This is a genomic window from Mesorhizobium sp. B2-4-19 (assembly GCF_006441315.1).
Classification (GTDB): Bacteria; Pseudomonadota; Alphaproteobacteria; order Rhizobiales; family Rhizobiaceae; genus Mesorhizobium.
On record NZ_VFUV01000008.1, the window covers coordinates 37793 to 52113 of the forward strand.

The window sequence follows — 14321 nt, forward strand, 5'->3', positions numbered from 1 at the left end:
CAATTCACAAGGAACGACCATGGCTTTTCTGGAAATTGACGGGCTGAAGAAGCGCTTCGGGAATGTTGAGATCCTGAAGGGCATCGATGTAGAGCTCGAAAAGGGCGGCTTCCTGGTGCTGGTCGGTCCGTCTGGCTGCGGCAAGTCCACCCTGCTCAACACGATCGCCGGCCTGGAGCAGATCACCGAGGGCGAGATCCGCGTCGACGGCCGCGCCATCAACGATCTGCATCCTTCGAAGCGCGACATCGCCATGGTCTTCCAGAGCTACGCGCTGTACCCGAACATGACGGTGGCCGGGAACATCTCCTTCGGCATGGAAATGCGCGGCGTGCCGGCCGACGAGCGCCAGAAGGCGATCGACAAGGTGGCCAAGGTCCTGCAGATCGGCCATCTCCTGCAGCGCAAGCCGAGCCAGCTTTCGGGCGGCCAGCGCCAGCGCGTCGCCATGGGCCGGGCGCTGGTGCGCGACCCCAAACTCTTCCTGTTCGACGAGCCTTTGTCCAACCTCGACGCCAAGCTGCGCGTCGACATGCGCATCGAGATCAAGCGTCTGCACGCCACGACAGGCACCACCATCGTCTACGTCACCCACGACCAGATCGAGGCGATGACGCTGGCGACAAAGATCGCCGTCATGCGCGACGGCGAGGTGCAGCAGTTCGGCACCCCGGCCGAGATCTACAACAACCCCAGCAATCTCTTCGTCGCCGACTTCATGGGCTCGCCGGCCATGAACCTGATCCCGGCGACCATCGCCACATCGGGCAATGCGCTCTCCGTCGTGCTGCGGCGTGAGGAGCGCGAGCCGATCACGCTGCCGATGGCCAATGCGCCGGCAGGTCTCTCGGCATTCCAGGGCAAGCCGATCATCTTCGGCGTGCGGCCGGAAGCGCTGACCGATCCGGAGGGCGCCGAGCGCAACGCCTCGAACATCGCCACCGCCGACCTGCATATCGAGGTCGTCGAGCCGGCCGGTTCCGACACGTTCGCCGTCACCAATCTCGGCGGCAAGGGCGTGGTGGCGCGGCTGCGCGCCGACGCCAACATCCAGCCTGGCACCAGCACGCCGCTCGCCTTCAACCTGACCAAGGCGGTGTTCTTCGATCCGGCGACCGAGAACCGCATCCGCTGACGGCCATGGCAAATCCGGACATCGTCATCATCGGCTCCGGCATTGGCGGCGCCACGATCGCCTCCGGCCTGGCCGGCAGCGGCGCCTCGATCCTGATGCTGGAGCGCGGCGAGCCCTTGCCGGCAACCTCGCATGCCCGCGACACCCGCTCGATCTTCGTCGACGGCCACTACCGCCCGAAGGAGATGTGGCGAGAGGCCGGCGGTGCCGCCTTCAACCCCGGCAATTACTACTATGTCGGCGGCAATTCGAAATTCTACGGCGCGGTGCTGATCCGCTACCGCAAGGAAGATTTTGCGGCCATGGAGCATTTCGGCGGCGTCTCGCCCGCCTGGCCGTTTTCCTATGATGAGTTCGAACCCTGGTATTCCAGGGCGGAGCAGCTGTTTCGCGTGCGCGGCGCGCTGGGTGAGGACCCGACCGAACCGTTCCACTCGATCCCCTACGCCTTCAAGCCGGTGCCCGACGAAGCACCGATCGCGCGCGCCCGTGCTGAACTGAAGGGCCTCGGCCTGCATCCGGCCTCACTGCCACTCGGCGTCGACATCGATACCTGGCTGAAGGAAGGCAGAACCGGCTGGGACGCTTTCCCCAACACCGGCCTGGGAAAGATGGACGCCCAGACAGCGCCACTGGCGGCGGCGCTTGGGGATAGCAACATCCGGATCGAGACCGGCTGTCACGTCGAGTATCTCGAGGCGCCGCCCGACGGCAAAAGCATCGCCGCCATCCATTACCGGCGGAACGGCGAACTGAAGAAAGTGTCGCCGAAACTGGTCATCCTGTCCGCCGGCGCGGTCAATTCCGCCGTCATCCTGCTGCGCTCGCCCTCATCCGACGGCAAGGGCCTCGCCAACCGCTCCGACCAGGTCGGCCGCAACTTCATGAACCACAATTCCAGCGCCATGCTGGCCATCGACCCGCGTCGCAGGAACGATGCCGTCTACCAGAAGACGCTGATGCTGAACGACTACTATCTGTCGGACGGCAAGGGCGGCAAGCCGCTCGGCAACGTCCAGCTGCTTGGCAAGATCGACGGCAACATGCTGAAGGCCAATGTGAGGACGGTGCCGAAATTCGTGCTCGACTTCATGGCCGGCCATGCCGTCGACTGGTATTTGATGTGCGAGGACCTGCCCGATCCCGAAAGCCGCATCATGGTCGACGGCAAGGATATCGTCATGCAGTGGCGGCGCTCCAACATGCAGTCGCTCGACGGGCTGACCAAAGTGATGCGCGAAAACTTCCGCGCCTGCGGCTACCCCATCGTGCTGTCGCGCCCCTTCGACAAGCGCACGCCGTCGCACCAGTGCGGCACGGTCAGGATGGGCGACGATCCGGCGACATCGCCGCTCGACCCGTTCTGCCGCGCCTACGACCACCGGAACCTGTTCGTCGTCGATGCCAGTTTTTTGCCGAACTCGGCTGCGGTCAACCCGGCGCTGTCGATCGCCGCTCAGGCGTTGCGGGTGGCGGACCACATTCGCAAGGTGGAGCTTGCCGCATGACCCGCCCCGCAGCCATCGTCACCGGCGGCGCGCGCGGGATCGGGCTGGCTTGCGCGGAAGCGCTGGCCGATGCCGGCTTTGACATTCTGGTTGCCGACCTCGCCGAACAGGCGCCTGACGGGCTCGACGCAGACATCTCGGCGCGCGGCGCAAAACTCGCCTATGTCAGTTGTGACGTCGCCAATCTCGACGGCCACGCCGTGTTGGTCGATGCCGCCATGAACGCCTTCGGCCGCATCGACTGTCTCGTCAACAATGCCGGCGTCGGCGCCGTGGTACGTGGCGACCTGCTGGAGCTGAAGCCCGAAAATTTCGACCGCACGCTTGATATCAACCTGCGCGGCACGGTCTTCCTCAGCCAGGCCGTCGCCAAGGCAATGCTGGCCATACCCGGCGGCCACGCAAGATCGATCATCACCGTCACCTCGGTCAGCGCCGAAATGGCCTCTCCGGAGCGCTCCGAATACTGCATGTCGAAGGCTGGCCTTTCAATGTGGGTGAAGAACCTGGCGCTGCGGCTCGCGGCAGAGAACATCGGCGTGTTCGAAATCCGGCCCGGCATCATCCGCACCGACATGACGGCGGGCGTGACCGCCAAATACGATGCCTTGATCGACAGCGGGCTGGTGCCGGCCAAACGCTGGGGCGAAGCGTCGGACATCGGCGCGGTGGTGGCGACGCTTGCCGCCGGCAGGCTCGGCTTTTCGACCGGCTCAATCATCAATGTCGACGGCGCGCTCTCCGTGCCGCGGCTATAGGTGGAAACGACATGACCGACTACATCATCGTGGGCGCCGGTCCGGCCGGCTGTGTTCTGGCCAACCGGCTGAGCGAGGATCCCTTGAATTCCGTGCTGCTGCTGGAAGCCGGCGGCAAGGACTGGCATCCCTATATCCACATGCCGGCGGGCTTCGCCAAGATGACCAAGGGCATCGCATCCTGGGGCTGGTCCACCGTGCCGCAGAAAAACATGAAGGACCGCGTCTTCTGGTACACACAGGCCAAGGTGGTCGGCGGCGGTTCGTCCATCAACGCCCAGATCTACACGCGTGGCAATGCCCGCGACTACGACGCCTGGGAGAAGGAAGAGGGTCTCGCCGGCTGGGGCTATCGCGACGTGCTGCCCTACTTCAAGCGCGCCGAGAACAACCAGCGTTTCGCCAACGATTTTCACGGCGACCAGGGGCCGCTCGGCGTGTCGAACCCGATCTCGCCGCTGCCGATCTGCGAAGCCTATTTCCGCGCCGGCCAGGAGATGGGCATTCCCTTCAACCCCGACTTCAACGGCGCTGCCCAAGAAGGCGTCGGCTATTACCAGCTCACCCAGAAGGATGCCCGGCGCTCCTCGGCCTCGGTCGCCTATCTCAAGCCGATCCGCGCCCGCAAGAACCTCGCCGTCCGAACCGATGTGCTGGTGACACGCATCGTCGTCGAGAACGGCCGCGCTGTCGGCGTTGAAGTCGTCGACCGACCAAGCGGCGGGAAGAAGATCCTGCGCGCCGAGCGCGAGGTAATCGTCTCGTCCGGCGCCATCGGCTCGCCGAAGCTTTTGATGCAGTCGGGCATCGGCCCGGCCGACCACCTGAAATCGGTCGGCGTGACGCCCGTGCATGACCTGCCCGGCGTCGGCTCCAACATGCAGGACCATCTCGATCTGTTCGTCATCGCCGAATGCACTGGCGACCACACCTACGACAATTACGCCAAGTTGCACCGCACGGCCTGGGCGGGCCTGCAATATCTGCTTTTGAAGAAGGGGCCGGTGGCCTCCAGCCTGTTCGAGACCGGCGGCTTCTGGTACGCCGACCCGACCGCCGCCTCGCCCGACATCCAGTTCCATCTCGGCCTGGGCTCCGGCATCGAGGCCGGCGTCGAGAAGCTGAACAATCCGGGCGTCACCTTGAACTCGGCCTTCCTGCGGCCGCGCTCGCGCGGCACTGTGCGGCTGAAGAGCGCTGACCCGGCCGACCATCCGCTGATCGATCCCAACTACTGGTCCGATCCCTATGATCGCGCCATGTCGATCAAGGGGCTGCGGCTGGCGCGCGAGATCATGCGGCAGAAGGCGCTTCAGCCTTACGTGCTGCGCGAAGTGCTGCCCGGCCCGTCGCTGGCGACCGACGACGAACTGTTCGACTACGCCTGCCGCAGCGCAAAGACCGATCACCATCCTGTCGGCACCTGCCGCATGGGCCATGACGAGATGGCTGTCGTGACGCCGGATTTGCGGCTGCGCGGCATCGAAGGCTTGCGCGTCTGCGACGCCTCGGTGATGCCGCGCGTGCCCTCCTCCAACACCAATGCACCGACCATCATGGTTGGCGAAAAGGGTGCCGACCTGATCCTCGGCCGCGAACCGCTGCCGCCGGCTGTATTTTCAGGAAACCGGGCTGCTTGAAGGGGATGAAGAAATGATCAGGCACTGTGTCTTCGCCCGGTTTTGCGGCGATGTCCCCGAAAGCGAGCGCACGGCGATCCATGCCGACCTCGAGGCGCTTCGAGAGGTTATCGACGGCATGGACACGGTCCACTTCAGTGCCAATGTCAGCCCCGAGCCCTTTGCCCGCGGCTTTGGCCATGGCTTCACCATCGATTTCCGCGATGCCGCCGCCCGTGACGCCTATCTCGTCCATGAGGCCCATCAGCGCGCCGGCACCCGGCTGGTCGCCGCACTCGAAGGCGGCACGGACGGATTGATGGTCTTCGACCTCGACCTTACGAAAAAGTGACCGCCGGTTCTTCGAAAGCCGGCTGATCGCTGTTCTCTTTTGCGAGCGGGGCGACATATCGTTCCTTTGGGGGTACCAAAGGAGGACGCCTTGAATCTCACTGCCGAGCAGAAGAAAACCGTTCTGGCCTCATTCCTGGGCTGGACGCTCGATGCTTTTGATTTCTTCCTTCTGACATTCCTGCTCACCGATATTGCGAGTGAATTCCACACCGATGTCCCGGCAGTCTCAAAGGCACTGTTCCTGACCTTGGCGACGCGCTTCATCGGCGCGTTTTTCTTTGGCATGCTCGCCGACAAATATGGGCGCAAGCCCATCCTCATGCTCAACATCGTCAGCTATTCGGTGATCGGCGCGCTCGCCGCCTTCTCGCCCAATCTCGGCATTTTCCTCGCCCTGCGCGCTTTGTTCGGCATCGCCATGGGCGGCGAATGGGGGCTTGGCAGTTCGCTCGCCATGGAATCCATCCCGCCCAGCGCGCGCGGCTTCGTATCGGGCATCCTGCAATGCGGCTATCCAGCCGGCTACCTCCTGGCGGCGGTGGTTTACGGCCTGCTCTACCAGCAGACGATCGGCGGCTACACGATCGGCTGGCGCGCCATGTTCCTGCTCTCCTTCTTGCCGGCGCTGATCGTGCTCTTCATCCGCTCGCACGTGCCGGAATCGCCGGCCTTCGCCGAGGCGCGGAAATCGGTCAAGCCGGGGCTCCTGGAAACGCTGCAGAAGCACTGGGGCGTCGCGCTCTATGCCGTCGTGCTGATGATGTTCTTCAATTTCTTCAGCCATGGCACGCAGGACCTCTACCCGACCTTCCTGAAGAAGCAGCATGGCTTCGATCCGCACACGGTGAGCTGGATCACCATCGTCGCCAATATCGGCGCCATCGTCGGCGGCCTGGCCTTCGGCGCGCTGTCGGAGAAGATCGGCCGCGTCAACGCCATCACGCTTGCCTGCCTGATCGCCCTGCCGTCGATCCCGCTATGGGCCTACAGCACCACGCCCTTCATGTTGGCCATCGGCGCTTTCGTCATGCAGGTCGCCGTCCAGGGCGCCTGGGGCGTCATCCCGGTGCATCTCAACGAACTGTCGCCGGGGGCGGTCCGCGCGACCTTGCCCGGCTTCATCTATCAGGCCGGCAACCTTGCCGCATCCTATGGCGGTCCGTATCAGGCGGGCATAGCGGAGGCGGCCGGAGGCAGTTACGGCTACGCGCTGGCGCTTTTCGCCGGCGTGGTCGCCGTCTGCATCATCGTCGTCATCCGCTTCAGCCCAGAGCGGCGCGGCCAGGTGATGACAGTCCTAGGTTGAGTGCGGCCTAACCCATCCGGAGCGCTATAACCCCGGCAACGATGCTGAGCGCGGCGGCGCCGCGCCAGCCCGTCATCTTCTCGCCGAGCGCGTAGACCGAGATCAGCATGGCGAACAGGATCGAGGTTTCGCGCAGCGATGCCACCGAGGCGATCGGCGCCTTGGTCATCGCCCACATCACGATCCAGTAGGCCGCGCCGCTGAGCACGCCGGTAAATAGCCCGGCCTTCCAGTCGCGCGCCAGCACGGGCAGTGACTGCGGCCCGCGGAAGATGAGGCACAGCACCAGCGCCCATGTCGCGTCGCAGACGAACAGCCAGGCCGCGTAGCTTTGCGCCGTCGCCGCCAGCCGTGCGCCGCTGCCGTCCGACAATGTGTAGCTGGCAATGAAGATCGACGTGCCGAGCGCAAAGCCGACGGCGCGCAGGTTGAGCCTCTCCAGATGCGCGCCGCCGCGAAACGACATCACCAGCGTGCCGGCCGACAGAAGCAGGATGCCGAGAACGGCAAACGGCGCCGGCACCTCCTGCACCACCACGATGCCACCAAGTGCCGCCAGCAGCGGTGCCGTGCCGCGCGCCAGCGGATAGGTCTGGGCGAAATCGCCGGCCTTGTAGGCGCCGATCAGGAAGGTTCGGTAGCCCATGTGGAAGACCACCGAAGCGAGAATGAACGGCCAGACCGCGGCCTTCGGGAATTCGACGAAAGGCAGCACGAACAGCGCGGCAAAGCCCATGCCCAACGTCATCAGCGTGATCGACAGGAAGCGGTCGAGATGCACCTTGACCAGCGCGTTCCAGATCGCGTGCATGGCGGCGGCGGCAAGCACCGCGAAGAAGACGAAAAGCGTCATTTCGGGTCTATCGACCTCCCAAGCCGAGCGGCGTTTCGAGATCGATGTCGACCCGGACCGGGAAGTGATCGGACGCCACCTCGCCCATATCGGATGCGATCGAGCGCACCCGCCCGGCAAACATGCCGCCGACGAAACAGTGGTCGAGCCGGCGCTTTGCCAGCCTGCCGTCGATGATCTTCTCATGCGTGTGGAAGTCGTCAGCTGGTTCGATCGCCACAACGGCGGCGTCGACGAAGCCGTCGAGATAGGCAGCACCCCGATGATAGGGCGTGCTGCCGACGATGCGGCGGTATTCGGCGCTGCCCGGCTCCATGTTGAAATCGCCCATCCAGATCGCCGCCTGCGGATTTTCCGGCTCGGCTTCGCCGCTGGTCCAGTTGCGCGAAGGCTCGTCATCGATGCCGCTCCACGGCCCGCCTTCGGACGGCGCACGGCGGTGTTCGGCCAGCAGATAGTCGATCTGCTCCAGCCGCTCTTCCGCCGCGATATGGGCGAGATGCAAGGACAGCACCCGCACCGCGCCGGCCGGCGTACCGATCATGCATTCGAGCGCCGCGTTGCGCGTGTTGAGCGGCCTGAGCGTCCGGCGCATCGGCAGCGCATGCAGGCGCGACCAGACGATCGGCAGTTTCGACAGAACCATGGTGCCGAACTGCCGGCGCCGATTGACCAGGCGGCCGTCCCGCCGCGCGCTGGCGTCCATGTCGAAGGCCGGGCCGTAGACCCAGTGATAGTCCGGCAGCAGGCGCGACAGCAGCTCCGGCTGGTCGTCGAAATGGCTGCGCTGCCAGTGCCGCTCGACCTCCTGCAGGGCAATGATGTCGGCGCCGTCGACGATGCGCGCCGCGCGCGAAAGGTCATAGCGGCCGTCGCTGCCGAACCCGTACTGGATGTTGTAGCTGACCAGCTTCATTGCTTATCCGGCTCACCGTCGGTGATGGCATTAGCGACTCAGTGGATTGCTTGCAATGTGCAGGAGAATGCAAGCGGCTTGTGCCAGAGCCGTCCCCCTGCCCCGCCGCGCGATCTTCTAATCTGTCGTCAACGGCTGGAATCGTCCCGCTGGCGACGCCGCCAGTTCCGCCCAGTCTATCTCTTCTTCCAGTCGGTGATAGGCCTCGTCGCCGATCGTGCCGTTGCTGCGCAATTCCTCCAGCGTGTCGCGCTGGCGGTTGATGGCGTAGAGGCGCAGCCGGTCGTATTCGGTTGCCGCCTGTGCGTCCTGCGGGTTTTCCGCGATCACGCGCTGAGCCTCGTACTGCTCGCGCACGACAGCCGCGGCGGCCGATGTCTTGCGGCTCAACACGTCAAGTGCGGCCTGCATGACGGCAACGCGCGCCTGCGCAACCTCATTGTCGACGGTTCTGTCGGGATCGAAGTTGAGTATCCGCAGCAGAGGCTTCAGCGTCATCCCCTGCAGCACCAGCGTACCCAGAACCACCGCGAAGGCGGCAAGCACGATCGGATCGCGGCCGGGAAAGCCGGCAGGCAGGGCAATGGCCACCACCAGCGTCACCAGCCCGCGCATACCGCACCAGCCGACCAGCACGGCGCCGCCAAATGTCGGCAAATCCCGCTTTCTGTCTTCGCCGCCGAGACGGGCAAGCCATCGGATGATCGCCACATAACTCGCCACCCAGACGAGGCGCGCCGCGATGACGACAACCAGCACCGTTGCGGCAAACAGAAAGGCCTCGCCCTGCCCTCCGCCGGAAAGCCGGCCGACGATCGACCGTGCCTGCAGGCCCATCAGCACGAAAGCCAGCACGTTGAGAACGAACACCGCCGACTCCCAGACCGAATAGGTGCTGACACGGCGTCTCGCCGACATGCGGCGCGGTGCACTGCGCGCAATCGTGATGGCGTAGACGACGATGGTGATGATGGCGGAAAGACCGAGCTTGTCGGCCAATATCCATACGCCGAATGTCCCGGCGAACTGCACCACGGTACTGCTCGCCGCATCCTCGATGCGGGTCAGCGTCAAGAGCGAGAGGCGGCCAAGCAGATAACCGGCAATCAGGCTGCCGATCGTTGACAGCAGGATCACCGGAATGGCGTTGCTCAGCATGATCGAGCCGAGTGCTGCCGAAACCGCCAGCCGGTAGATCAAGAGCGCGGTGGCATCATTGAGCAGGCTTTCGCCCTGCAGGATGGCGGTGATGCGGTGCGGCACCTTGAATTGCCCGAGAACGGCACTCGCCGCCACCGCATCCGGCGGCGCGACGATGGCGCCGAGCGCGATCGCCGCGGCGATCGGCAGGCCGGCCATCTTCCAGCCGACGAAGGCAACCACGACAGTGGTGAAGACGACGGCGCCAAGCGCCAGCAGCAGCAACGACAGCCGGTAGCGCTTCAGGTCGCGCAGCGACGTGTCATAGGCAGCATCGAGAAGCACCGGCGCGATGAACAGCGCAAGCGCCAGTTCCGGATCGATCTCGATCATCGGTGCGCCAGGCACGAAGGCGATGCCGACCCCGGCCAGGGCCAGCAGGGACGGATAGGGGACTTCCAGCCGCCGCGACAGCGCCGTCAGCGCGACAGCCGTCAAAAGCAGGACAAGGGTGAGTTCAAAAAGGGCCATGGCTCATCGTAGCGGCGAAGAGCGACTGTTGGCAGTACCCCTCGGCAGGATACTGTTGATTGTCGAAGCCTTGGCCGGCCGTGGGATTTAAAAGTGACCAACTGAGGGGCGGCGCCGACGGTTGGTCATCGCAGACATCGAATCCACGGTATCGAGGGTTGCGAGCATCGACGATCAAGATGCGTTGTTCGGCGCATTGAGACCGCCGCGGAATGACGTTCGCTTCGCTAGTGCAAGACCAGCATGTCGCCCGACGAGAACGAAATCTCGGCCTTCTCGCCGACGGCCGGCGGCGGCGTCGCCGGGCTGTTGAACGTATCGAGCGACACCGTGTTGCCGCCGATGCCGACACGAACCCGGATCACCGAGCCGAGGAAGTGCACTTCGGATATCTCGCCGGACAGGCTGGAATCGCGGCCGGGCTGGCGGCCGAGCGAAATCGCCTCGGGCCGCAGCGCCAGCGACAGCGTGTCGCCGGACTTCGAGCCGTTGAGCTTGCCCTTGAGCGAGACTTCCTGCGTGTTGACCTGAACCGTGCCGGCCGCGGCATCGGTGACCTTGCCTTCGAGCACATTGAGCGTGCCGACGAAATTGGCGACGAATTTGGTCGCCGGCCGGTTGTAGATCTCGAACGGCGTGCCGACCTGCTCGGCCTTGCCGCCATACATGACGGCGATGCGGTCGGAGATCGACAGCGCCTCTTCCTGGTCATGCGTGACGAAGATGGTGGTGATGCCGAGCTTCTTCTGGATCGAGCGGATTTCCTCGCGCAGCGACACGCGCACCTTGGCGTCGAGCGCCGACAGTGGCTCGTCGAGCAAAAGCAGCTTCGGCTTCGGCGCGATCGCGCGCGCCAGCGCGATGCGCTGCTGCTGGCCGCCCGAGAGCTGGTAGGGATAACGGTCGGCCATCTGCGGCAGCTTGATCATGTCGAGCATCTCGGCGACGCGCTTGTCGGCATCGGCCTTGTTCATGCCGGCAACCTTCAGCCCGAAGGCGATGTTCTGCGCCACGGTCAGGTTGGGAAACAGCGCGTAGGCCTGGAAGACCATGCCGACATTGCGCTGGTTGGGCTTCAGCCGGGTAATGTCCTTGCCGGCGACGACGATCTTGCCGGCGCTCGGCTCCTCGAAGCCGGCGACCATACGCAGGACGGTGGTCTTGCCGCAACCGGACGGTCCGAGGAACGAGACGAACTCGCCCGGCTCGACATCGAGGCTGAAGTCCTGGACCACGGTGTTGGAACCGTAGGACTTTCGCACGTGCTGGATGGACAGGAATGGCTCGGCCATGGCTTTTCTCTCAGGTCAATTCGGGCGGTTCGACGACTTCGGCGCGAACCGGGACAGGATCTGGATGAGCGACATACAGCCCCAGGTAATGGCGAAGGCGATGATGGCAAGGGCTGCCGGTTCATAGGCGCGGTTCGCACCGATGTTCTGCAGGTACGGCCCAAAGGCCGGGCGGTTGAGCAGGCTGGCCATGGTGAACTCGCCGATGACGATGGCGAAGGTCAGGAAGGCGCCCGACAGCACGGCGATCAGCACATTGGGCAGGATGACGCGGCCGATGATCGTACCCCAGCCGGCGCCCAGGATCTGCGCTGCTTCCGTCAAGGTCCGCACGTCTATGGTGCGCAGCCCGGTATCGACGGCACGATACATATAGGGCAGCGCCAGCGTTGCATAGCCGATGACCAGCAAGGCATTGGCGCCCATGTTGCTGCCAAGGAACGGCAGCGGCGAATTCGAACCGTACATCCTGATATAGCCGAAGACGATGACGATGGCGGGAATGACCAGCGGCAAGAGCGTGATGAACTCGACGATTGGCCTGAGCTGCGGCAGACGCAGCCGGATCCAGTAGGCCGCCGGCACGACGATCAGCACACCAAGGATGATGGTGAAGATCGCGGCGACCACCGAATACAGGAAGGTCGACTGGAAGCGCGCGTCGCCCAGCACGATCTGATAGGCGTCGAAGGAATGGACGCCGCGGCGCATGCGCAGCGAGAATTCGACCGTCGCCATCAGCGGAATGAAGAAATACGCCGCGCCGACGATGAAGACTACCCAGGCCCAGAATTTTCCCGACTTCATTTCAGCCACCTTTCGGAGCGAGTCCGGAACCAGATGTAGAAGACATTGGCCAGGCCCGTGATGACGATCATGCCGAAGGCGATGGCGTAGCCGAGCTGCGGATTGTGCAACACGTCGCCATTGATCTGCGAGTAGAGCTTGATGGGGACGATGTTGAGCGCCGGGCCGGCAAACGCGTAGGCCGTGGCAATGGCGCCAAAGGCATTGGCGAAGAGAAGAATGACGGTGCCAAGGAAGCTCGGCCATATCACCGGGATAACCACCATGCGCCAATACTGCGCCTGCGTGGCGCCGAGCGTGGCGGCGGCCTCGCCCCATTCCTTCTTCAAACCGTCAATGGCCGGCACGATGATGACCACCATCAGCGGGATCTGGAAGAACAGATAGACCGCGATCAGACCCGATGTGGTGAGGAAATTGAAGCCCATCGCGTAGATGTTGACGTTGAGGACATCACGCAGAAGCGTCGTGACGATGCCGACGCGGCCCAGCGTGGCCAGGAAGGCGAAGGCCAGAGGCAAGCCGGCGAAATTCGAGGCGACTCCGGAGAAAGTCAGGGTCGCGGAGCGCGTCCAGCTTGGCAGTCCGCCGCGCACGATGGCGATAGCTATTGCCAGCCCGGCAAACGCGCCTATGATGGCCGACCAGAAACTGATCTTGATCGAAACCCAGTAGGAACTGCTGATCGACGGATCGCTGACCAATTGCAGGATATTGTCGAAGGTAAGCCGACCATCACTGTTCTGGAAAGCCCCGATCACGAGATAGATCGTGGGCAGGATTAGGAACATCAGCGCGAAGATGAAGAAGGGCGCCACGCCGATCCATTGCGTCGGCAGGCGAAATGCGGTCGCCTCGTTGGGCGGCGCGGGCTTGGAGGCAATTGTTCGATTTGAAAGCGTAAGATCGGTCATGCGCCGGCTACCGTCTTCGAGGAAAGGCCGGGCGGCCTTGCGACCGCCCGGGTGGATTTCAAGTGCTACTTGACGTTGGCGCCGACAACGGCGTCCCAGTTCTTGCTGATGGCTTCCTTGGCCTTGCCCTGCTCGTCGAGCGTCGGGAACGCGGCGGCGGCATAGGACTCCGCCGGCGGCAGCTTGGCCAGCACATCCGCCGGGATCTTGCCGTTCTTGGCGAGATCGTTGAAGCGGATCGGGTGGCAATAGCCCTTCAGCCAGCCGATCTGGCCTTCGTCGGAATAGAGGTATTCCATCCACAGCTTGGCTGCGTTCGGGTGCGGCGCGAAGGCGCTGATCGCCTGCACGTAGACACCGGCGACGACGCCCGTCTTCGGCACGATGACGTCGACGGGCGGGTTGCCCTTCAGCGTGTCGCGGCCAGCGAGCGCGTTGTAGTCCCAGTTGATCAGGATCGGCGTCTGGCCCTGGGCGAGCGTTGCCGGCTTGCCGACGACCGGGACGAAGTTGCCGGCGGCGTTGAGCTTCTTGAAGAAGTCGAGGCCAGCCTTGCCGGCGGCTTCACCGGCAGCGGCGCCGGTCGACAGGCCAGAGGCGTACACCGCCTGGATGGCCTGGTTGGAAGCGCGCGGATCACCGGCAACGGCGACAGCGTTGGCGAATTCCGGCTTCAGGAGATCGGCCCAGTCCTTCGGCGACTCCTTGATCAGGTCCTTGTTCACCATGAACGACAGAACGCCGTAATAGTCGCCGTACCAGGCGCCGTCGGCATCCTTGGCGCTGTCCGGGATCGAGGCCCAGGTCGACACCTTGTAAGGCATCAGAAGGCCGTCCTTCTTGGCGGTCGGGCCGAAGGACAGGCCGACGTCGATGACGTCGGGAGCCTGCGGGCCCTTGTTGTCCTTGTTGGCCTTGATCGCCTCGACCTCGTCGCCGGAGCCGGCATCGGGGTTGAGTTCGTTGATGGTGATCCCCGGATACTTCGCCTTGAAGCCGGCGATGACGTCGCCGTAACCGCACCAATCGTGCGGCAGCGCGATGGTGGTGAGCTGGCCTTCAGCCTTCGCGGCCTTGACGAGATCGTCCAGCGAAGCCGCGGACGAAATCACCGACGACACCATCAGGGTCGCGGCCGAAAGGGAAAGCACTTTCCCCGTGAATTTGAACATATGTTCTCTCCGTTGA

13 protein-coding genes are annotated in these 14321 nt (G+C 64.1%); 6 read left to right on the forward strand and 7 right to left on the reverse strand.

Annotated features, from left to right (window positions below):
• Nucleotides 1-19 precede the first annotated feature (19 nt).
• From FJ546_RS15530 to FJ546_RS15555, 6 genes are all read left to right on the forward strand, one after another.
• On the forward strand, nucleotides 20-1135 hold the full coding sequence (locus FJ546_RS15530; protein WP_140890145.1) for an ABC transporter ATP-binding protein: 1116 nt from the start codon (nucleotides 20-22) through the stop codon (nucleotides 1133-1135).
• A gap of 5 nt (nucleotides 1136-1140) precedes the next feature.
• The gene (locus tag FJ546_RS15535) at nucleotides 1141-2643 is read left to right on the forward strand and encodes a GMC family oxidoreductase (protein WP_140890146.1); all 1503 of its coding nucleotides are present in this window, start codon (nucleotides 1141-1143) and stop codon (nucleotides 2641-2643) included.
• Nucleotides 2640-3401 carry a 3-ketoacyl-ACP reductase gene (locus tag FJ546_RS15540; protein ID WP_140890147.1) on the forward strand — a complete coding sequence of 254 codons (762 nt, stop codon included), beginning with the start codon at nucleotides 2640-2642 and terminating at the stop codon, nucleotides 3399-3401. The genes FJ546_RS15535 and FJ546_RS15540 overlap by 4 nt, the downstream gene beginning before the upstream one ends.
• Nucleotides 3402-3412: 11 nt before the next feature.
• A complete protein-coding gene (locus tag FJ546_RS15545; RefSeq protein WP_140890148.1) occupies nucleotides 3413-5041 on the forward strand; it encodes a choline dehydrogenase in 1629 nt (542 codons plus the stop codon).
• A 13-nt stretch (nucleotides 5042-5054) separates the two neighbouring features.
• Nucleotides 5055-5372 carry a Dabb family protein gene (locus FJ546_RS15550; RefSeq protein ID WP_140890149.1) on the forward strand — a complete coding sequence of 106 codons (318 nt, stop codon included), beginning with the start codon at nucleotides 5055-5057 and terminating at the stop codon, nucleotides 5370-5372.
• Between the two features lie 90 nt (nucleotides 5373-5462).
• Nucleotides 5463-6680, forward strand: a complete 1218-nt coding sequence (locus tag FJ546_RS15555; protein WP_181167952.1) for an MFS transporter — start codon at nucleotides 5463-5465, stop codon at nucleotides 6678-6680.
• Nucleotides 6681-6687: 7 nt separating this feature from the next.
• On the opposite strand, the gene FJ546_RS15560 is transcribed toward FJ546_RS15555, so the two are convergent.
• The 7 genes from FJ546_RS15560 to FJ546_RS15590 form a co-directional block, all read right to left on the reverse strand.
• A complete protein-coding gene (locus FJ546_RS15560; protein ID WP_140890151.1) occupies nucleotides 6688-7533 on the reverse strand; it encodes an EamA family transporter in 846 nt (281 codons plus the stop codon).
• A gap of 7 nt (nucleotides 7534-7540) precedes the next feature.
• Nucleotides 7541-8449: an endonuclease/exonuclease/phosphatase family protein gene (locus FJ546_RS15565; RefSeq protein WP_140890152.1), complete on the reverse strand. Its 909-nt coding sequence runs from the start codon at nucleotides 8447-8449 to the stop codon at nucleotides 7541-7543.
• A 117-nt stretch (nucleotides 8450-8566) separates the two neighbouring features.
• Nucleotides 8567-10120: a sodium:proton antiporter gene (locus FJ546_RS15570; protein ID WP_140890153.1), complete on the reverse strand. Its 1554-nt coding sequence runs from the start codon at nucleotides 10118-10120 to the stop codon at nucleotides 8567-8569.
• A gap of 227 nt (nucleotides 10121-10347) precedes the next feature.
• Complete coding sequence (locus FJ546_RS15575) at nucleotides 10348-11412, reverse strand: ABC transporter ATP-binding protein (RefSeq protein WP_140890154.1); 1065 nt, start codon at nucleotides 11410-11412, stop codon at nucleotides 10348-10350.
• Between the two features lie 15 nt (nucleotides 11413-11427).
• Entirely contained in the window at nucleotides 11428-12219 is a 792-nt protein-coding gene (locus FJ546_RS15580; protein WP_027043159.1) for an ABC transporter permease, read from the reverse strand.
• Nucleotides 12216-13010 (reverse strand): ABC transporter permease subunit, encoded by a 795-nt coding sequence (locus tag FJ546_RS15585; RefSeq protein WP_246686866.1) that lies wholly within the window; start codon nucleotides 13008-13010, stop codon nucleotides 12216-12218. The genes FJ546_RS15580 and FJ546_RS15585 overlap by 4 nt, the downstream gene beginning before the upstream one ends.
• Before the next feature lie 188 nt (nucleotides 13011-13198).
• Nucleotides 13199-14305: an ABC transporter substrate-binding protein gene (locus FJ546_RS15590; RefSeq protein WP_140890156.1), complete on the reverse strand. Its 1107-nt coding sequence runs from the start codon at nucleotides 14303-14305 to the stop codon at nucleotides 13199-13201.
• Nucleotides 14306-14321 lie beyond the last annotated feature (16 nt).